The 20747-nt window shown below is 47.3% G+C and carries 13 protein-coding genes and 1 pseudogene; 11 read left to right on the top strand and 3 right to left on the bottom strand.

Going from position 1 to position 20747, the window contains the following annotated elements; all coding sequences use genetic code 11:
- Positions 1-98 precede the first annotated feature (98 nt).
- From H6F72_RS25430 to H6F72_RS25450, 5 genes are all read left to right on the top strand, one after another.
- Positions 99-1106 (top strand): SDR family oxidoreductase, encoded by a 1008-nt coding sequence (locus tag H6F72_RS25430; RefSeq protein ID WP_190442163.1) that lies wholly within the window; start codon positions 99-101, stop codon positions 1104-1106.
- Positions 1107-1279: 173 nt separating this feature from the next.
- Positions 1280-1951, top strand: coding sequence for a glycerophosphoryl diester phosphodiesterase membrane domain-containing protein (locus H6F72_RS25435; protein ID WP_190442165.1), 672 nt, complete (start codon positions 1280-1282; stop codon positions 1949-1951).
- Between the two features lie 135 nt (positions 1952-2086).
- Positions 2087-3016: an NAD(P)/FAD-dependent oxidoreductase gene (locus tag H6F72_RS25440; RefSeq protein WP_190442167.1), complete on the top strand. Its 930-nt coding sequence runs from the start codon at positions 2087-2089 to the stop codon at positions 3014-3016.
- 24 nt (positions 3017-3040) lie between these two features.
- Entirely contained in the window at positions 3041-3652 is a 612-nt protein-coding gene (locus tag H6F72_RS25445; RefSeq protein ID WP_190442169.1) for a hypothetical protein, read from the top strand.
- 231 nt (positions 3653-3883) lie between these two features.
- On the top strand, positions 3884-4105 hold the full coding sequence (locus H6F72_RS25450; RefSeq protein WP_190442171.1) for a hypothetical protein: 222 nt from the start codon (positions 3884-3886) through the stop codon (positions 4103-4105).
- Positions 4106-5163: 1058 nt separating this feature from the next.
- Here the strand turns inward: H6F72_RS25450 and H6F72_RS25455 are convergent.
- The 3 genes and pseudogenes from H6F72_RS25455 to H6F72_RS25465 form a co-directional block, all read right to left on the bottom strand.
- Positions 5164-9393: a phytase gene (locus H6F72_RS25455; protein ID WP_190442173.1), complete on the bottom strand. Its 4230-nt coding sequence runs from the start codon at positions 9391-9393 to the stop codon at positions 5164-5166.
- Positions 9394-9494: 101 nt separating this feature from the next.
- Complete coding sequence (locus H6F72_RS25460; protein WP_190442175.1) at positions 9495-12557, bottom strand: ExeM/NucH family extracellular endonuclease; 3063 nt, start codon at positions 12555-12557, stop codon at positions 9495-9497.
- A gap of 238 nt (positions 12558-12795) precedes the next feature.
- Positions 12796-12945: pseudogene (locus tag H6F72_RS25465) on the bottom strand (IS1 family transposase); the annotation flags it as partial.
- Positions 12946-13120: 175 nt separating this feature from the next.
- On the opposite strand from H6F72_RS25465, the gene H6F72_RS25470 reads away from it, so the two are divergent.
- The 6 genes from H6F72_RS25470 (at position 13121) to H6F72_RS25495 (ending at position 20690) form a co-directional block, all read left to right on the top strand.
- Positions 13121-13291, top strand: coding sequence for a hypothetical protein (locus tag H6F72_RS25470; RefSeq protein ID WP_190442177.1), 171 nt, complete (start codon positions 13121-13123; stop codon positions 13289-13291).
- 849 nt (positions 13292-14140) lie between these two features.
- Complete coding sequence (gene hemF / locus H6F72_RS25475) at positions 14141-15154, top strand: oxygen-dependent coproporphyrinogen oxidase (protein ID WP_190442178.1); 1014 nt, start codon at positions 14141-14143, stop codon at positions 15152-15154.
- A 430-nt stretch (positions 15155-15584) separates the two neighbouring features.
- On the top strand, positions 15585-16208 hold the full coding sequence (locus H6F72_RS25480) for an L-2-amino-thiazoline-4-carboxylic acid hydrolase (protein ID WP_190442179.1): 624 nt from the start codon (positions 15585-15587) through the stop codon (positions 16206-16208).
- A gap of 142 nt (positions 16209-16350) precedes the next feature.
- On the top strand, positions 16351-17889 hold the full coding sequence (locus tag H6F72_RS25485) for an FAD-binding protein (protein WP_199299309.1): 1539 nt from the start codon (positions 16351-16353) through the stop codon (positions 17887-17889).
- A gap of 246 nt (positions 17890-18135) precedes the next feature.
- Complete coding sequence (locus tag H6F72_RS25490) at positions 18136-19452, top strand: glutamyl-tRNA reductase (RefSeq protein WP_190442181.1); 1317 nt, start codon at positions 18136-18138, stop codon at positions 19450-19452.
- Positions 19453-19628: 176 nt separating this feature from the next.
- Positions 19629-20690, top strand: a complete 1062-nt coding sequence (locus H6F72_RS25495; protein WP_190442182.1) for an aromatic ring-hydroxylating dioxygenase subunit alpha — start codon at positions 19629-19631, stop codon at positions 20688-20690.
- Positions 20691-20747 lie beyond the last annotated feature (57 nt).

Raw genomic sequence — 20747 nt, forward strand, 5'->3', positions numbered from 1 at the left:
TTTTTCAAAGGGATGAACCCCGGTGTAAGCATTGGCAATTATTCGCCGCAAGCATTGAGAACTGTATTTAAAGAGATTCAATTTTAGGAGTAGAACCCATGAAATTAAAGCCGATCAATCAGCAAGTCGTTGCCATCGTTGGCGCTTCTAGTGGAATTGGCAGAGAGACAGCTCTGCGGTTTGCCAAAAAAGGGGCAAAGGTTGTTGTTGCTGCTCGCGGCGAGTCTGGGTTGGCAACGTTGGTAGATGAGATCAAACAGTTGGGTGGAGACGCGATCGCCGTCATTGCTGATGTGAGCGAATTTGAACAGGTGAAAGCGATCGCCGACCAGACCATTGCCACCTACGGACGACTGGATACCTGGGTGCATGTCTCTGGTACCAGTGTTGTCGCCCCGTTTGACCAAGTCACACCGGAAGAATTTAGAAGAGTCATTGATGTCAACCTGAATGGGCAAGCCTATGGCGCGATGGTGGCTCTACCGCACCTCAAAAAAGAAGGAGGTGGCGCACTCATTCACGTTTCCTCATTAGCGGCAAGAGTTCCGTTTCCATTACAAAGTCCCTATGCAGCTTCCAAGCACGGCGTAGCAGGCTTTTTAGATTCCATGAGAATTGAATTGCAGCACCAAAAACAGCCAATCAGCGTCACGAATGTGATGCCCGCCATCACGAATACCCCCATTTTCAACAAAATTCGGACAAAGATGGGAGTCGCACCTGCTGGATTGCCGCCTTACAACAAACCCAGCACCGTTGCCGATGCCATTTTATATGCCGCTGAACATCCGACCCGTGACTTTGTTGTGGGTGATATGGGGCGAGTATTAGAAATGCTGCAACGCATTGCCCCATCGATTGTCGATCGCTTATTTCTCCAGGTTGGCTTTACCGCTCAACTGACAGGTGAGCCAAAATCGGCAGATGCACCCGACAACCTATATGCCCCAATCTCTGGTTACGACACCGTAGAGGGCGACTTTGGCAAGTTGAGCGTACCCAGCTTCACGGATTGGCTAGATAGAAACCCGTCGTTGAAGTGGGGCGCGATCACAGTAGTTGCTGCCAGCGGATTGATTGCCATGCTGGGGGGTATTTCAGGATAAAAACCGTGTTGTTATGGTGTCGCAACCGAACATGGCATGACGATCGGTTCCACGCTGATTGACCTCTGTAGCGTTGGCGACCTGCGGTTGCGATCGCCTAACCCACTCGATAATAGGTTTCAATTTTCTTTTACTGCAAACTCGATACCAATAACATTTTGGAGAGAACGATTATGGAAGGTTACGGGTCAACGGGGCTTGAAGGCTTACTTCAGAAAAGATACACAGTTAAGATCAGCGAGTACATTGGCAGCGGCTGGAAAACATTCAAGAAAAACCCTGTTGGGTTTGCTGGCTTTACACTTGTGTTTTTCCTGATTAACGTTGCGATCGCCAAAATTAGCCAGTCTGTCTCTCTGGAGGGGTTCATCAGCCTCTTAATTTCTGCTCCTTTAAATGCAGGCTTTTTAATCGTGGCGTTTAAACTTTTGAAAAATCGAGCCACAACGTTTGGTGATTTCTTCAGGGGTTTCAATAACTACCTGCCGCTTTTCCTGGTCAGTCTCGCTTCTAGCCTGGTGATTGGTATTGGGTTGTTACTGCTTCTCGTTCCGGGTCTTTACCTGGCAGTCGCCTACATCTTTGCACTGCCCTTAGTACTCGAAAGGAAGATGAACTTCTGGGATGGGATGGAGTTGAGCCGCAAGCTGATTTCCAAGCAGTGGTTCTCTTTCTTGGGCTTTGCTTTGGTGTTGATACTACTCAATCTAGCGGGTGTTTTGCTGCTGAGTCTGGGTCTGCTAGTGACGATTCCGATCAGTGCTTGTGCGATCGCTGCCGCCTATGCAGACATCGTGGGTTTACCACCTAGCAGTTCTGACTTTGAAAGCGGGGTTAGTACCTGAGTGCCTTTGCTGGGCGAATCTGCTTAAAGAAGGTGGATAGTTTTTGACCGATCACCTTTTTTATGGACGTCACTTAATGGCAGGTTTCAATTTTCTCTTAGTGCCAACTCAATGCCAACAACATTAGAACAAGCTATGAACGTTAACTCACAAACTGATGTTTTTGATGTCATCATCGTCGGTGGCGGCTCAGCCGGTTTGACTGCTGCCTTGATGCTCGGACGAGCCTGCAAACGGGTTTTGGTCTGTGATGCCGGAAAGCCACGCAACCAAGTTGCTCATGCTGCCCACGGTTTCTTTTCTAGAGATGGAATTTCACCTACAGAACTGCTGCAAATTGGACGAGAGCAATTGCGTGCTTATGATGGTGTTGAAATTCAGGTGGGTGAAGTGGTCGATGCTCAGAAATTGAGCGATCGCTTTCAAGTGACCCTGAGTGATGGCAGCCAGTTTGTCGGTCGCAAACTCCTGTTAGCCACGGGTATGAAAGATTCACTTCCGACAATTGATGGATTCACAGAACTCTGGGGTAGCAGTATTTTCCACTGTCCTTACTGCCATGGTTGGGAAGTGCGAGATCAACCTTTAGCAATTTATGGCAAAGGTGAGGTAGGACTTGAAATGACATTCATGCTGACCAGCTGGAGCCGCGATTTAGTGCTCTGTTCAGATGGTCCTGCCGAATTAACTCATGAGCAACGACAGCAGTTATCAGATTGGGGAGTTCAGCTACGCGAAGAAAAAATCGCTCGACTCGAATATCAAGACGACAAACTAAAAGGAATCGTCTTCACGAACAATGACGTGCTGCCCCGTTCCGGTATATTGCTGCGCCCTCCATCGTATCAGCACAGCCCTCTAGCCGCAAAGTTAGGGTGTAAGTTTGGCAGCAATGACATCATACAAGTAGATGAGAGTAAGCAAACCTCGATTCCTGGACTCTATGCGGTGGGTGATGTGTCTAGCCCTTATTCACAGATCGCCGTAGCAGTTGCGAGTGGAACGCTCGCTGCTGTGTCCATCAATCGCACCTTGACTGAAGAAAATCTGGCTCAGCTTAGGTAAATCAGCGATAAGGAGCTATAAGTCATGTTAAAGTCAGAGATTTTTGCATCAAATCAACAATTTATTGATGCTTGGAGTTACTTCACCAGTACATGCCCTAAAGGAGAAGTTTTAGAAGCGTATGAATTAGTCATCACCTGGAGCGGCACAGACAATTTCTTTATCAATGCCATCTTTCTGACTAAACCTGTTCGTGACGAGGCTGAGCTAGAAACAAAAATAAAAGTGGCTGTTGATTATGTCAAAAAGCGCAAGCAGCCCTGGTGGATGATAGTTGCTGAAGACTCGATACCAGAGTTCCTCAGTCCTCAACTCGATGAAGTCTTTGCTCGACAGGGGCTTGTTCCCTTACTCAGGATGACTGGTATGGCAACGGAGCAACTGCTTCCGACAAGACATCACTCGAAATTAAACTGTGTCAGTGTGAATAACTTGGAGATGAGACGAGCTGTCGCTGACATTAATGCGATTAGTTATAATCTTCCTCCTGCACCTTTTCGGGAGATTTTAGAACTTGATCAATTTTGGCAGGAGACGGTATTCGGTACACTAGGTTTTGTGGAAAATCAACCCGTGTCAACAGCGATCACGTTTCTGATCAACGATGAAGCTTATTTTCAAACTTATACCTGTTGATGTTAGATTCACATGGTCAATCGTATCCCAACAGTTAAACTGTCCATCCGTTGAGTGCTAGTGAGCAGTTTTATCTTTGTATGCTTGCTCATTGCAGGATATTTTGGATTGCGGACCCTGCGCCAAATATTGCTTCCGCTGCCCTTGGATCGTTGCGAAAGTAAACGATTCGAGTCTGCCGACTGGCAAGAGCGTTCACAATTCCACTCTCCCGCTGCTGTGCGCGGGTGCATGGTTGATGATCTGCTTAAGCGGCATACATTGGCAGGCAAGAGCCGTTCTGAAGTCATTGCTCTTCTGGGGCAGCCTGGCACGACGGATTACTTCCAGGACTATGATCTGGTCTACTGGCTTGGGCCAGAGCGAGGGCTGATGAGCATCGACTCTGAATGGTTGATAATCCGGCTTGACGCTCAAGGTCGGGTGAGCGAGCATCAGTTGGTCACTGACTGAGATTTAACTATCGGCTATGCATTGGCAGATCTATTTTGAATTTTGAATTGGTTCGCGATCGCGTGTTACTCAATGGTATCGTGACAACTGCTGTGGCTGACGTATGAAGCACGGCAGCATCCAGAACAAAGTGTTGCGGGGATCTTAGAGACAGCGGAATGGCAAGTGTTGTTGTCATTTAACAAAAAGCGGCTCTTACGCATATTGGGTGAGCGCGAACGCCCGTTGCCACGATCGCAGCTGTCGCGTTTCTATAGCTCATACGGAGATTAGGTGGGTGTGATTGCCGGGAGTGATGTGGGCAAATTTTGAATGGTGGGATGGGAAGGGAATGGTGAAACAATAGGCAAGGCTAATGAGGCACTGCACTTGGGAAACCTCGCAGAGAACAGATAGGTACTTGCTACCGTTGCCAAACTATTCCTTTATCCTAGCTTTTGGTGAAGCGATCGCCCCAAAGACGCTCCCAGCCTTTTTCTTGAAGAGAGCGATCAGTGGCTGGATAAGTATTCCCTATGAAGCCTTAAGCGTAAACGAGTAGAGGTGTTTGTAAAGATGGCAGATGCGCAAATGTTGAGTGTGTAGTGAAGGCAACAAGTCAATCAGCGTCCAGTACAACGTTTCGTAATTTTGAAACTCTTATAAAGGAAGTCAGACATGGACATTTATCAGCAAATCTGGGATGCCGACCAAACTGGTAGTGGCATTAAACATTCAACGTATTGGTTCCTGCTGCTACAACCTCCATCACTTTGCCTAAAAACTCAATTCAATTATCAAACAAAGGTGGTGAGATTCGTTTACTAAATTGTGATGGACAAGTAGTGCATAGAGTGAGTTACACCCAAGGACAATCTCAAGAGCAAGGGCGTACCCTAGTTTTCTAGAGGGAGTTTAGGGATCTATCCTCATGTTTAATAGGGCGCGATGTACAACTAAGGTTTCATACGGAAGTTGCCGAAGCGGTAGAGTGTAGACAATACCTAGCGCGATCGCGCTAGGTATTGCACGCATCAGACAGCCTTACAGCTTCTGCTTTGATTCAAGGTTATGTGCTACTAGGCAAAGATCAAACTGTTGCTGTTGATGTCGCTCACTTGAATGCCAAGTAGCATTGCAGTTTCTTGACCTGCAATGCTAATCACAGTATCGTTCAGCCTTGCCCCAACACCTTGGGCGATCGCCACTTGAGCGGGTGTGGTGCCACCACTAAATCTCAGGAGATCGCGACCTATCTCAAAATTGGTGATCGTGTCTATGCCCTCTGAGGCTACCAACTCAAACTGGTCACGACCTCTGCCGCCTGTGAGTTGGTCTAGTCCTGCACCACCAATCAAGATATCATTGCCATGTCCGCCTAGAAGGGTATCATCTCCATCGCCCCCTCGCAGCAGATCATCGCCACTCAACCCTTCTAGGCGATCGCTGCCTCCTTGCCCGTTGATCACGTCCTTGGAGCCATTGAAACCTCTGACACGATTACCCAGGTCGTTGAGGAATGTGACTGAGTTGCGGTTAAAAATGGTGCGACGCTGACTATTGACATCAAAGACATCAAAGCTATCTCGGACAGCATTTTGGGCATTGAATAGGAGGTTGCCCAGTTTGCTCAAGTTCTCTAAATCTTCTAGGCGGAAGTTCTTGAGCGTAACTTGAGTTTGATCGTCGCCTACAAAGCTAATCACCAAATCGGTATCTTGTTGGGTCAGCAACAAGTTCCGGGCAGTTAAGCTTTCCCCATCAAACTTGAGTGTGTCAACCTCAGCGATCGCGCTGGCTGAGGGTCGGGTGTTTTTCCCAATACCCCCAAAATTGAGGATGGTTTTTGTGTCACCTAGAGCGATCGCAAAGCTGTTGTTTCCACCTGTAGCAAAGGCGGCAGGGTTGCGTGGGTCAAAGCTAGTAGTATCTATTTTGAGGAATTCAGGAAATGCAGTAGCGACGTTCTGCCAAGGAATGAATTTGAAATTGCTGCTGGCATTTTCGATCTCACCTTCATCGTTGATTGCCACAGCGGGATCGTTGTTGCCATCCTGTACCGCTAGCAAGCCAAAGGGAAACTGGGGGCCGAGCGGCACATTAATGATGTCTGCACCATCTGATTCTTCAACGCTGTCTACTCCATTGGAGCTGCCTACCGCAAAGCTACCAAGATAGTCGTTGTTGCCCTCTCGGCTAAAGACAGCGTAGGTGCTATCTCCCTGACTGGATGCCAACAGGTAGCCTGTACCGTTGTCGGCATAGTAGATAGTTAGCCCTTCAACATCGGCTTCTAAGATGCTGCCATTGGGTTTGACTGCCTCAATCAGCGTACCAGTTGTGCCGCTTGTTGGCTCTGCTGAAAATTTGAAAATACCGCCGTTTTCTTGCCCCACATAAAGATAGCCAAGTTCACGGTCTGCCACCATGCCCTCGACTTGAGCATCTTCTAGCTCACCACCAGCAGGAATTGGAACGGTGAGGGTTCGCACCACTTTAGCACTAACGCCGCCTGCCCCATCATCGATTAGCTCTAACTGAGCAACCTGGCTATTTTCTCGTTGGCTGACGAAAACATAAGACTTGCCGCTAAACGGACTGGTGTAGGTGGCTAAGCCATAGGCTGTCTGTTCACCATCGTCAATGCCAAAGATGGAAGCAGGAATTTGGTTGCTGGTGATATCTGCGAGTTGGCGGGTGGTGGGATTCACCTGGTAGATCGCCAATGTGTCATTCTCACGATCAGACGCGATCGCTAAGTCTACTTTCTGCCCACCCACCTTGAAGCCGTACATTAAATCTACGTTGTTGTAGCGTACATCTCCTGGTTCTCCTGGCAGGATGGTTTGTAGAATTTGTCCATTGAGGTCATAAACGGACAAACCACCATCTTTCAGCGTGCCGATCACCAAACTTTGAGCTGCATCGGTGGGATGAACATAAATGGCTGGATCGTCGGCATCTCCTGGCTGTTGGTTGTTTGGTGGTTCATCCAGATCAACCACAGGTGGTGTTTCTACAACAGGAGTGACACCGGGAGTAGTTTCGGTGTCGATCGCAAAGGCGAGAACTTGCGTAAATTGAGTAGAGCTAAAGTTGTTGTCGCTGACTACAATGAGCGATCGCCGTCCATCGGGCAATGTGTCGCCCAGGGTAATGCCTTCGATATTGTCGAGGGTGAGGCCCAAGTCAGCAAAGTCAAGCAGGAGACTCTTTTGAGCCACAGGATTGACTTCTAACCCGGTTAAACTATCGACGCTGCTCACGTCGGTGGCTCCCTGTAACTGTACCTGATAGAGCTTGATGCTGTTGCCAACTCCGGTGGAGAACGATCGCTCCAGGCTTAACAGGGTTCCGGTGTTGTCGAGTGCCAGTAAATCAACCAAGCCATTGGTTTTGAACTGACCCGCAGGCACGCTCTCTACCTCAACTGGGTCAGTGATGTAAACAAATTCCCCGACGGGTTGTCCGGTAGTCAGGTCATATTTGAGAATGCGGGAAGGGCTGGCAACGCCTAAGCCTGCGGCTGCACCATCCTGTGCTAGAGCGTTTTCAGTAGCGGTGTAGAGAAAATGGCGATCGGGTGTGATGGTCAAGCTCTCAAACGCCAGGTTGTTGCGAATGCCTTTCGTGGGTGTGAAAGGCTGGTCAGCGTTGGTAATTGCTCCATCTCCATTGAGGTCTTGAAATGGGGTAGAGGGTAAGAATTTGTCAGGAATAGGCAAGGTGCTGAGTTGCTTGCCAGTCGCCAGGTCAAATTCATTCACAAATGGATTTGTCACCCGTCCTGCCACTGGATTGGCTTCTCCTTCTGAGGAGATGTAAACGGTTCCTTCATCCGTTAGGCCAATGCCTTCGAGGTCAATGCTGAGGGCTGCAAACGGATTACCATTGGCATCTGTAAGGGTTGTGACATCTTGAAACGTGAGATCACCCGTGTTTAATCTACCGTCGCTCAGATCGATCTGGAGGGTGTAGAACCGAGCGGGATTAAACTGGCTGCGATCGTCTGAAATGCTGTAGTAGACTTGCTTCTCCACGTCGTAGGTGATACCTGACAGTCCACCCACTTGAGTGCCCGCAAAGGTGAAGTTTGTCGGGAAGGTGACTTCGCCCAAAAACTCTATCTCTGTCACGCTTTGGCGATCGATGTTTGGGGCGATCGCCACATCTGTCCACACCAAACGATGGTCAGAACTGGGAAACCCACCGGGAACATTGGGATTAAAGTTGCCAACTAGCGGAAACAAAGGATCTTCGCCGGGCGGCCAAAATACCCCTGCATCTTTAATTTCCAGGTTGGTAGAAGGGAGCACATAATCAGCTCGCAGGTTGCCAGGGGTTGTATCGGCAAAGTCTGCGGTGTCAAAGGCTGGATTGCCTTGATGGGTGGTATTGGCACCACCTTGCCGTGCCGCTGCATCGGGGCCACCTGCGCTCGACGGGGTGACGGATGTATTAACCAGCGGATTTTCTAGCAGTTGTTGAATGGCAAAATCAACGCTGTCGCCATCAAACGGGTCGGCATTCTGATCGCCCATAATCACAAAGCGCGAACCAGAAGCCAAACCGCCCCCATTTCCCTGATCGTCGTAAATGTAGTCTCCTTTTCCAGGCGTAATGTAGTCAGCCCAAAAGCGGATTTCGTCGTGGTTGCGTTTGCCGTTGCGGTCTTCGGCTCCATCAAACACGGGCGGGGTGGGATGGCTAGCCAGAACGTGGATAGTTTCACCGTCTACTTCGATTGGTACATCCCAGTGGCTTTTGGAGGAAAGACGGAAGATTTCTAGCTCCTCAGGAGAATACCAATCGTTGGGTGTAGGTGTGGTTGGATCATCAGGCAGCAGCGCCCCTGGCATGTCTTTCCACAGAAAGTTCTGGAATGTGCGAACTTGCTCCGTGGCGATCGGATATTTTGAATACACCACCATGCCAAACTGACCGGGAAATGCGCCAAATCCTAAGGCATCATCACCCCCGGCGATCGCACCATTGTTATTCAGGTCAAATCCAGACGGAATCCCAGTGTTAGAAGGTGCAACATAGTAGTAAGGATAATCAACCGGATTAACTCCGTTTTGGCTGACGCTGAGGTAATTTTGCCGAAACAGATCAGCGGCTTGGTTGCCAGCATCATAGTCAAACTCGTTTACCAGCACCACATCTGGGTTGACTCGCTGGATAATTTCGGCGATCGTTTTTGCTTGTGTATTGTTCGGTGTAGATAGATCGGTGATTAGTTGCCCAACGCTGTTGCGGTTTAAGGAAGCATTAAACGTAGCAAAGCGAATCGCTTCTGAAGAGGTCATAGGAAAGTCCTGATAGAGTTGGAAAATAGGGGCTGTAATGTTTTCGGTGTTGCAAAATTTCCAAAAAAGGGTGGATATTATCCACCCCAAGGCGCTTCACCTTAAGCAGCGACAAAATCGATCGCCGTAATGTTGTTAGTGGGAATGCCGTTTAGCGTTGCCAGCAATTCGTTGGTTGCTGTCACACGGATCAATGTGTCATTGGCATTGCTTGCGATCGTCAGTTGACCAAATGTGAGATCACCTACTAGAGCTAGAAAATCTGTACCATCTTGGAAATCCTGAATGGTGTCTCTACCTGCACCTGCTGCTAGCACAAAGCGATCGCTACCATTACCACCATTCAACGTGTCTTGACCTTGACCACCATTCAGGAGGTCATCACCATTGCCACCGTTGAGAATGTCATTGCTGATTTGGCCTAGCAGGATATCATTGCCATTGCCGCCACTGAGGGTGTCATTGCCGTTACCCCCATTGAGGGTGTCGTTGCCGTTATCGCCGTTGAGTTCGTCTCTACCAGAGGTGCCGCTGAGCGTATCCTCTCCATTGCCACCATTCACGACGTTGAGAGCGCTCGCCAACTCTGCACCAACCAGAACAGGATCATGATCCGAGGAGCGATAGGGGGTAGGCTCATAAAGCCCAGCAGGATTGAATTCCTGGTTATAGTCTAAGATTCTGGGTTCATCGGTGTTGATGTGCCATTCGGTGGCTCCGGTGACCTGCTCGCTGAGGCTGGCAGTGCTTAGCGCATGATCTAATCGTCCAGACTGTCCCGCAAAAACATAGGAGTAGGGATTCTCAATGAATCTGCCTAACTCGTCTACCAAGCCACCGTTCCGCAATACGTCGATCGGGTCTTCTTCTCCGTAAGCGTTGAGATCGCCTAAAACTAAGACATCACTATCGCCTGTGGTGGTCTTTAGCTTATTCACGAAGCCGAGCAACGCTTCTGCCTGCTGTACGCGCGTAAAGTTAAATGCTCCTTGACCGTCTCCTCGGTCTGCGTCTAAACCTTCGCCGGTCCCACTCTTGGACTTGAGATGGTTGATTACGGGAGTAAAGGTTTCACCGTTGGCGTTCAATACAAAGGTTTGAGCGACAGGCAGACGATTGTAGACGGCATCTGGATCGCTGAGTGCCGTACCTACTGGAGTGACAGTTTCAGGCTTGTAGATAAAAGCGACTTTAATTTCGTCTGTTCCCGTTCCAGTAGCAGGGTCACGGATATAGTCGTAGACTTTTGTGCCTAACGAGGCGTTGAGCCGATCAACCAATTCGGCGATCGCTGATTCTGAACCATCTCCATCATTTTCGATTTCAATCAGACCCACCACATCGGCATCAAGCGCCGCGATCGCACTGACAATTTTGGCACTCTGCCGCTCAAACTCTGCGGCTGTTGTCGCACCACGCGAGGTTGGGAAGCCACCGCCGTTACCATCGCCATTGAAATAGTTCAGTACGTTGAAACTGGCTACCTTGACATTGCCTCCCACTTCTTCAGGCGCGGCTGTGCGGGGATTAGAGTCAACGAAGTTTGGGTCTTCAGTGGGTTGTAATCGGTAGTTATTAAACCCGAAGCCCAAGACCCCGGTCAGTCCTGCCACTGTGCTGCCGACTCGTAGCGTGCCGTCTTCAGTCAAAAAAGGAACCGTCGCAGGGTTCTGAGTATTGCTGCCATCATCGAGCAGAATATCACGCAAGTTATTGGCATTTTGCTGCTCGGTCACAGCGGCAATGTTGTTTTCGTCGTTCTCGGTTTCAGTAGTCGGGATATCAGTCGGGTCAATGAATTCGGTCGGATTGAACAATCGTCCTTCTGACGACAGCACCACTTCGCCAAACCGCCCCAGATTGAAGTTTTCAGTCACGGTCAAGGTTTCGGGGAAGGTGACCAGCATGCCCTCATAGCGCTCTAGGTCAGTCGCTGTGGTGACAGGCAAACTCGCCGCGATCGGGGTGACTACTCCGGAGCCAACGATGCTCAAGCCACTGATGTTGTCGAGTTGCGTCTGGTTAGAAAATTCTGAAACTCGCCCGGTGAGCCGCACCGTTTGACCTGCACTGACATCGATGCTGTTGGGCGCAAAGACAAAGATACCGTCTGAGGTGGCTGTATCGCCATCTCCTCCTGCCTCTTGCACATAAAAGCCATTCAATCCACTGCTACCCTGAAAGTCGCCCGTAACCACCGCTTCGACCGTCACGGTTTGCCCAACTTTAGTACTAGCTGCCCCGCTTCCCTGAATTTCATAAATTTTGGTCAGAGCCACATCGTTGTCGATCACACTGACATTGAGATTGGCAATCGGTGTGAGGCTGTTGGAATAAGCGGGGTCAGCGCTATTGGTGATGCTGTGGGTAATCACCCCAGTATGGGGAGAACCTTCTACTTCTGGATCATTGATGGCTCGAACCGTGATGGTTTGTGGCGTTGTATTTGCGAATGTCAGGTTTAGAGAGTTGAAGAAGTTGACGCCATCGGCGCTGATTTGAGTTTCTGCGTCAGCGGCGATCGCCACTTCTACGGCACCTGTAGGGGCTGTGTTGAGCGCGATCGTGTAGGTATCGGCGGTTTCACCCTGCTCGTTAACCTCAGTGCTGTTGTTAGATTGGGCGATCGTCACGCCTGCTCCAGTCGCCGGGGCAGCGCTATAGCTGCCTAATCCATCGAAGGTATCCGTCGCGAAGCCATCCCACTGCCCGTTGGAGTCAAAGGCATCAGTAGGATTGGTATCGCCACTAGTAACATTGCTGTCACGTCGCAGAGTGTTGTCTGCGGTGCTAGTTAGCCCCGTTCCCCATTCTGTACCAGGGTCAAACCCAATCTGACCAATGGAATCAAGAATTGTGCCACTGGTGCCACCCTGCCGGAGAACGATCGCATCATCTCCGTTAAACCAGCCTGCTCCGTTGGTTTGATCTGCCTGGGCCAAAATCGTGGCGTTAGCATTGCTTTGAGCGAGCACAAACACATCGCCCGCAGCCACACTGCCTGTTAAGGGAATAGTCAGCCCTGCGGTCAAGCTACCGTTGAAGTAAAACTGAACCACATAGTTACCAGCAGTTAGATCGATTGCTGACCCTGTGCCATTGAAAATTTCCAGGGCTTTATTGTTGCTGCTGCCCTCAATGTATTCCGAGAAAAGTAGAGCCATCGAAATCTCCGTAAAAGCTACGATCTGGTCACCGCCCCAACCCTATATAAATGTCACAGCGACATTAAGGGATGAATATCCCTCGATTAAAAGGTGCGTAAATTTACTAAAATTTTCAAAGCACCTGCTATCCAAACTGTTTACAGCAGGTCTACCCAGATTCAGTTCACACCAGGATTAGCCGAAAGCTCTCTGAATCACTGCGTTTGTCGGGAGGCGTTGCTGAAACAGTAATGAACTAAGCTGGCAGCGGCACCGTTCGATACCTTAGATAGTGGAGCAGCAAGTGCTGTGAACACTTCAACATCTCGACTGACTTGGAGTAACACAAAGTCTTGCGGTGCAACCGAGCTAGATAATGCCGGAGGCGAGTGTTCTCTCCTTCCACCGGAAAAAGTGGTTTGGTCTTCGCTTAACCCTGATTACTGGCCTACTCAACTATGAACTGGTACATCCTTCATGATTCATGCACGAGGTCTATTACTGTTTCAGCAACGCCAGGAGTAATTCAATCATCAACGACATTGAGGAGACGATCGCCATCCAAGTTGAGAATATTTTTTATGGCAGTCATATCAATCTCTCCTAGGAAACTAAAGGCGTCAGTAATCTCGTCTCTCACGCCTGACCCGGATCATCCCTATCGAGCGATCGCTGAGACTACTTACAAGTTAGGACTACAAGCCTCAGCCGATGTGATGGTTAATTCCTGCCTATACGCGATCGATACATGAGTCGATGTGGTGCTTGGTTCTATTGGCACACTACGCTGTGTCAATTTTGTGTCCAATAAGGATGAAAGAATAGCTCTCACAGTATCCAAAGAGTCTCTAGAGCTTGACTTTAGATTTTGTTAATAATTAAACGAAGATTACTCGCTGCATAAAGAATACTTAACCTGACCATGTGACGCTAAGGTTGAGTCTATCGGAGGTGTGAGTTTTTACTTATCCATCTTGCTTCCCAAGATATAGGGCTCATCAGTTCTCGGTTGAGAGCATCATGATGTTGCTTCTTGTTTTAGGTAGCAAGGAGCATGTTGTGCTGCTTCTAGCCATAACTTGCTCAACCCAGCTTCTACAGCCTTAAACCTCACTAGGTTAAGGTGACATAGATCACTGATTAAGTAATCACTCATATCTATGTAGACAATTGTGAAAGAGTTTTAATTTTAGTTTCAGTATTTTTCGGGAATAACTCGAAAAGCCCCTGAAGTAGTTCTCTGCGGTTTTTCATTCAAAGGAGGTTATCAAGAAAGATTGAAATTTATCTCACTACTTTTCCGGAAGTAACGAGAGAAAGACTGAAGCACTCCTTCAGTGAATTCCGAAACCTTGAGAGCGAACTCGTATCATTTAGTGAGTTTCTGAGTGGAACACTGAAAGCGCCATAACAGAGCGCCTGTGTCCCCTGGTTCAAGATGTGATTGAGCACATACTTGAACTTCAAACCAAGCAATTTTGCTAGCAGTATCTACGCTGTACTGGGAGATTGAATTTTATCAATCTCTCGCAGATGCTTGCGCCTCCAGGGGAAAGTATCAATCACAATCGTCGTTATTTGCTTTTGAGAGGACATCACTCATGCTAGAAATCTTAGAAAAAGTAGAACAGCCCGTTCAATCTCAGCAGAGCATGCTTGTAAGAACTGAGAAGGTTTTCAAGCGCATGTTTGAGAATGTTTGCCAAGCGATCGAAGAAATAGATGGCACTCAATTTCAAGAACAACGTTGGACCAAAGATGAGAACGGCGAATGGGTAGAAGGTGACAACAACAACGGCATCACTTACATTGACATGGCGCTGCGGAATGGCAATGTCTTTGAAAAGGTTGGTATCAACTACGTATCTATGCAAGGCGAACTACCTCCTGGTATGACCTTTCAAGGCTCAGATGTAGTGATGGCTGATCCTGCCAATGGGATGCCGAGTGGAAAAGGAACTCCTTTTTTCGCCTCGAGTACAAGTGTCGTCATCAATGCACTGAACCCCATGGTCCCTACAGCCCATGTGAACTACCGTTATTTCCAAATTGGCGATGGGACACAGCCTGGTTCTTGGTGGTTTGGTGGTGGTGGTGATTTGACACCCATTTATCTATTTGAAGAAGATGCGGTGCATTTCCATCAAGTGCACAAAGATGCCTGTGACCAGCATGACCCCACATTCTACCCACGCGCTAAAAAAGCGTGTGACGAATACTTCTATCTTCCCCATCGTGGTGAATGTCGAGGTGTCGGTGGCATCTTCTTCGATTACCTGCAAGACCGTGATGCTGAATCTCTCTTTTCTTTAGTGACAACCTGTTCTGAAGCATTTCTTCCAGCTTACATTCCAATTGTTGAGAAGCGTAAGAATATGGAATTTACCGAACAGCAGAAGTATTGGCAGCGTCTCAGACGTGGACGTTACGCCGAGTTTATCCTCCTACATGACAGAGGTGTTCGCTTTGGTCTAGCCAGCGGCATCGTTAATACTCAAAGCGTCCTCAATTGTATGCCTGGGGAAGCTTGCTGGAACTACAGCGACCAGCCCATCCACGGCAGCCGAGAGGAGAAGCTTCTAGAAGTACTCAGAAACCCCCACGAATGGGTCTAAAAGGTCTCTCTGCTTGCAGTGTGACAAGTCCGCTGGCTCCAGCTAAATCGTATTGTGGCAATTTGTAGCTCTAGTAATCACCCAATGTTTAGGTTCACCCCAGTCAGTCGCTCTTCTGATACTCCGACCCAGGAAGTAAGTATCGTTATGGCCTGCCTTTTTGCTAACAGGCAAATCGTTTTTGCAGTGATTCTCCTTTACTCCTTGGCCCACTCCTAAGTGGTGGTCTCTATTTAGCCAAAGAGGCTGAGTCTAGGATCGCTGTCGCAGTTAAACAGGTGGAGATCAATCACTTTTCGTCAATAATCTCCACCTTCAAGCCACTAAAAACGAGCTGCATGGATTGGTTGATCTATTAACGAATGACATAGGAATCGTTGATATCGTCAAAGCTGAATAATCACAAAACCAAAATCTGAGGAATTCACAAATGGAGAACATTGTAGGTATTGGCGACATCCAAATGGCTGATGTGATGAAAATGGATTCATCAAAAGCCTTAAACATGTTTAGAAATCGATTTGCAGCCTTCAAAAAGCTAGCCGATGAAATAGGCGAGGATGAGGCATTTGAAAAAATGATGGAAGCCTATCCTGCCCAACAAAAGGCATTCATGGGTGCTTTTATTGATAACACTGCCTTAGCTAAAGGCTTCACTGATGCGATTCCAATTTTTCGTATCATGGGTTTTACGATGGATGTCGTAGATATTTCTCAGGAAGGAACAGATGCTGTACTCGAGATTCAGCGAGTTTGTCCAGTTCTTTCGCTCGCAAAAGAGTATGGTCTAGAAAACCCCTGTCGCGCTCTATGCGAAATGGAACAAGAAGCGACTAGAAAGGCTTTCCCAGGCATGAAGGCTGCAATTATCAGCAGACAAGCAGCAGGTGACTGTGTTTGTATGTTTAAGTATGAAAGACCAGCTAAGAATATAACGGCTACACCTCAGAATAGCCAAAACCTGATTTCCCGGATTTTTGACTTGATTAAGCTGGCTCCTAAAATTGTGCAAATTGGAATTAACCTGCTGAAGAACCGATTCTCTCAGGGCTAATTACGATTTTTCTGAAATTTTTGTTCTGACGGCCAATCGGGTTGGCCAATGATTGAAGACAGACCCTTTCACACCTTTTATGAACAACATCGTCAAGGACCTCCAATATTTAGTTTCGGGTGAGGTTAGTAGTAGACCTGAAATGCTTGCAGAGTTTTCTCAAGACTTCGGGAATGTATTTCACAAAAAGCCACAGGTTGTTGTCCGCCCTCACTCAGTTGATGATGTTGTTAAAACAGTTAGGTATGCTCATCAACAAGGGCTGATTATTTCTCCTCGTGCCACAGGACATTCGTTAAGCGGCCAATCCTTGAGCCAAAATGGAATTGTTTTGGATATGAGGAGTCTGAATCAGATTCACAAGATTCACAAAGACGCCCTTTACTTTAAGGCGGATGCAGGAGTTTCCTGGGGGCAAGTGGTAAATGCTTGTACACCCGATGGTTTAGTGCCTCCTGTCCTCACCAATTACTTCAATGTTACGCTGGGTGGCACTCATGCGGCAGCAGGTGTGGGTGCTTCATCTTTTCGCAATGGAACGCAGGCTAGTAACTGTCTTGGTTTAGAAGTTGTCACGGCAGAGGGTGAGATTGTTTGGTGTAGCCCTGAAGAAAATAGTGAACTTTTTCATCATGTACTTTGTGGTTTCGGTCAATTTGGAATTATTACACAAGTACAGCATAAGCTCAGGCGATATCCTCCACTCACCCGCACATATCTACTCTTCTACGATGATCTAGATGCTCTTTTGCATGACAAAAAAGCTTTGGTCCTTGAAAAAAGAGTTGATCATCTAGTATCTTTGCCCATCCCCTGCGTCCAGGGAGTTTCTAGAGCTACGGGCATTATGCAACCTCTGATTCAATGGTTCTATACATTGCAGATCACCATTGAAATGAGTGCTGAAGACGCAGTAGATGACAGAGAAGTCCTGGCGGGATTGAATTTTTACCGTCATATCCATACAGAAAATCTGGATTTTGAGCAGTTTATTGCACCAACCATTCAGGTTGAGACTGCTGCAAATCTTGCCCATCCTTGGACCGATGTATTTCTTCCAGCATCCACTGCAAAGAACTATATCGAAACAGCACTCCAGAAGTTACCTTCGTTCCTCGATGTCAGTCGAACTCCAATGGGCTGCTTCTGTTTGGTCAATCGTGATAACAGAACACCCATGTTTGCTTTACCAGACGAAGAGTTATTGATAGGCTTCGGAGTTTATCCCACCATCCCGCGATCGCAGCTTCAGCCTGTCTTAGCTGAACTTAGTAAGCTGAGTGACTTAAGCTTTGAGATGGGTGGTAAAAGATACTTGACTGGCCTGGTGAATTTTGAGACACAACAATGGCAACGCCAATTTGGTGATTATTGGCCCACAATTCATGAGATGAAGAAGAAGTATGACCCTCAAGGGGTATTGAACCCTGGCTTTTTCCAAAAAGAATGGATAGCAGAACCGCTCATCAGCCAAGAGCCTCAGACTATTCCTCAGACTATTAGCGAAGACCTTACGTCTGAATTTCCAATCCAGACTCAACCTCTAGAAGAGGCTGCTAGTAAACCGATGGTTGGGGCTGCTACTTCTACAAAGCTGTCCTCTCTGCAAGCGATCGCTTTAGCAATGCTGGCTCTGCTCTTTTTGCTGTTCTTCAACGAGTCATTGGTAGGTTCAGCCTAATATCAGCCAAGAGTATCCCAACAATGTTTCAACGCTTGTAGCCAAGACCTACTTACTGGCTACAGTACACAGATTTTTCGTGGGATTTTTGGATATTGTTTCCCAGCCCTCTCAAGTTCTTGAAACTGAGAGCAACATTTGCTGGCTTCAATTAAGTAATGTTCAAAAACTTCCACAGCAAACATTTCCAATCATTACGTGATCTCTGAGACGGAAGAAAAAACTTCGAGGGAGGATGCATAAACCATGAATATCGCAGTAATTGGTCTTAGTCACAAAACAGCTCCGGTTGAAATCCGCGAGAAGCTGAGCATCCCTGAAGCCCAGATGGAAAAGGCGATCGCAGAGCTATGTAGCTATCTACATATTGAAGAAAGCGCTATTCTCAGCACTTGTAACCGTCTAGAAATTTATGTTGCTGCTAATGCAATAGAGCAAGCAACTCAAGAAGTTGCCCAGTTTTTGTCCGAGTATAGTCGCTTGCCTCTGAACCAACTATGCCAACACCTCTTCATTTTGCAGCAACAGGATGCAGTCAAGCATATGATGCAAGTTGCTTCTGGCCTAGATAGCTTAGTAATTGGTGAAGGGCAGATCTTAGCCCAAGTTAAGCGTGCTTACACATTGAGCCAGCAGTACAGTGGCATCAAATGTGTTCTGAATCAGTTATTTAAGCAAACCATTACAGCCGCAAAGCGAGTAAGAACAGAAACCTCGATCGGAACAGGTGCCGTTTCAGTCAGCTCCGCTGCGGTAGAATTAGCCCAACTCAAGCTCCAAGACTTATCAACTTGTCGCGTGACAGTGGTAGGTGCAGGTCAAATGGCTCGGCGATTGATCCAACATCTTTTAGCGAAAGGGGCTGCCCAACTTTCAATTGTCAACCGCTCTCTCGAGACAGCTCAGGAACTAGCTAATCAGTTTAGTAATGTGTCAATACCATGCTACTCATTGATTGAACTGATGCCGATCGTAGCCGACTCAGATATTGTTTTCACTAGCACTTCCTCAACAGAGCCGCTGTTGGATAGAGCCAGGCTGAAAGTAGCTTTAGCAGCCAATCAGCCTTTAATGCTATTTGACATATCAGTGCCTCGCAATGTAGATGCAGATGTGAATGAACTAGATTCTGTTCAGGTTTTTAATGTTGATGACTTAAAGACCGTTGTTCTTCAGAATCAAGAAACTCGACGGCAGATGGCAGTAGAAGCCCAGGGCTTGATAGAAGAGGAGGTACAAGCGTTTTACAATTGGTTGCGCTCACGGGAGACTGTCTCTACGATTAGCTGTTTACGAGAAAAAGTGGAAATAATTCGGGAGCAAGAACTAGAGAAAGCGCTATCTCGTCTTGGTTCTGAGTTTGCTCAAAAACATCAGATGGTGATTGAAGCGTTATCTCGAGGTATTGTCAACAAAATTCTTCACGAGCCGATGGTAAAACTGCGTACACAGCAGGATTTAGAAGCTCAACGTCTTGCTATCCAGACTCTACAAGCTCTGTTTAACCTTGGTACAGAAGAGCAACGATACAGACCTGTGGTCAAAACCTCTTCTCAAAACTGAGTGACATTGTTTTGAAGTATTGGATAGCTTCTTATTAGTTGGATAATTCCCTAGTAATGATTGAGAGAAAACAATCCGAATCAACTGCTCTTTCTACTCAATGGTATTAAGCAATCTATGTAAGCCTGATTGTGGCTTGGAGCAAGGATTCACTGAGCTAAATGTAGGAGTTAAGAGTGCTCAAGAACTTTTGGTATGCCTGTGAGTTTAGCTCGGCAGTGACCGCTAAACCAAAACAAATCGTGATGCTAAATCAAAGATTTGTTCTCTACCGTAACTCTAAAGGGCAAGTCGTTGCACTTCAAGATCGCTGCCCTCATCGAGGTGCCGCTTTTTCAGTCGGTTGGGTAGAAGGTGACTGCATTGTTTGTCCTTATCATGCCTGGAAATTTCAGTCTGATGGTACCTGTGTGGATATCCCTGCTAATCAACCTGGAACTCCTATTCCGAGGGGAGCTCGTATAGACGGCTATGCAGTGCAGGAGAAATATGGTTTTGTTTGGCTATTTTATGGGGATTTATCAGAAGCAGAACGTCCTCCAATCCCGCCCCTTCCAGAATTTGAAGATCCGAGCCTCCACAAAATCTTCTTTGAGTATGAACTAAATGCTCACTACACCCGTACCCTTGAGAATGATATGGACATGTCCCATGTGTCTATTATTCATACTCGTTCCTTTGGTAATGGGTTTGAACCAGAACAAAAGATGGAAGACTATGACCTGCATACGGAAGCGTGGGGAGGCCATGTTGATGTCAATGTTGAAAATTACACTCAAGCAAAAGACTTATTCAAATACGTCTTTCGGCCATCGAAATCAAAAGTGAAGGTTAGCCTGGGTTTTTATATGCCCAATATCACTCGGCTTGTTGTTGACTTTGGGCGTGGCAAAATAGTCAACTTTACGGTTCATGTCCCTGTTGACGACAGTACTACCATTACTAAGCGCATTCAGTTCCGCAATTTCCTAACCACTCGCTTGGCGGACCCTATTTTTCAAAGGGCTGCTTTTAAGGTTGTGATGGAAGATAAGGCAGTTGTTGAGTCTGAATATCCCAAAGCAGTACCAGATAGATTGACTGATGAAGTTCATGTGCCTTGTGATAGCCTATCTCTTGCTTATCGCAAACTTCGTCAAAAATGCCTGGCAATGGGTTGGGGTCTCAATTCAGATCAAAACCAACTAAATTCTTCAAATTCTGACTTGGCAGTGGTTTCAGAGCTGACATTCAACTAAATTGCTCTGTAATTTCTTGGACTGACAGCATATCTTTCTATGTCACCACTTGTTTTG

It is taken from the genome of Trichocoleus sp. FACHB-46, assembly GCF_014695385.1.
Classification (GTDB): domain Bacteria; phylum Cyanobacteriota; class Cyanobacteriia; order FACHB-46; family FACHB-46; genus Trichocoleus.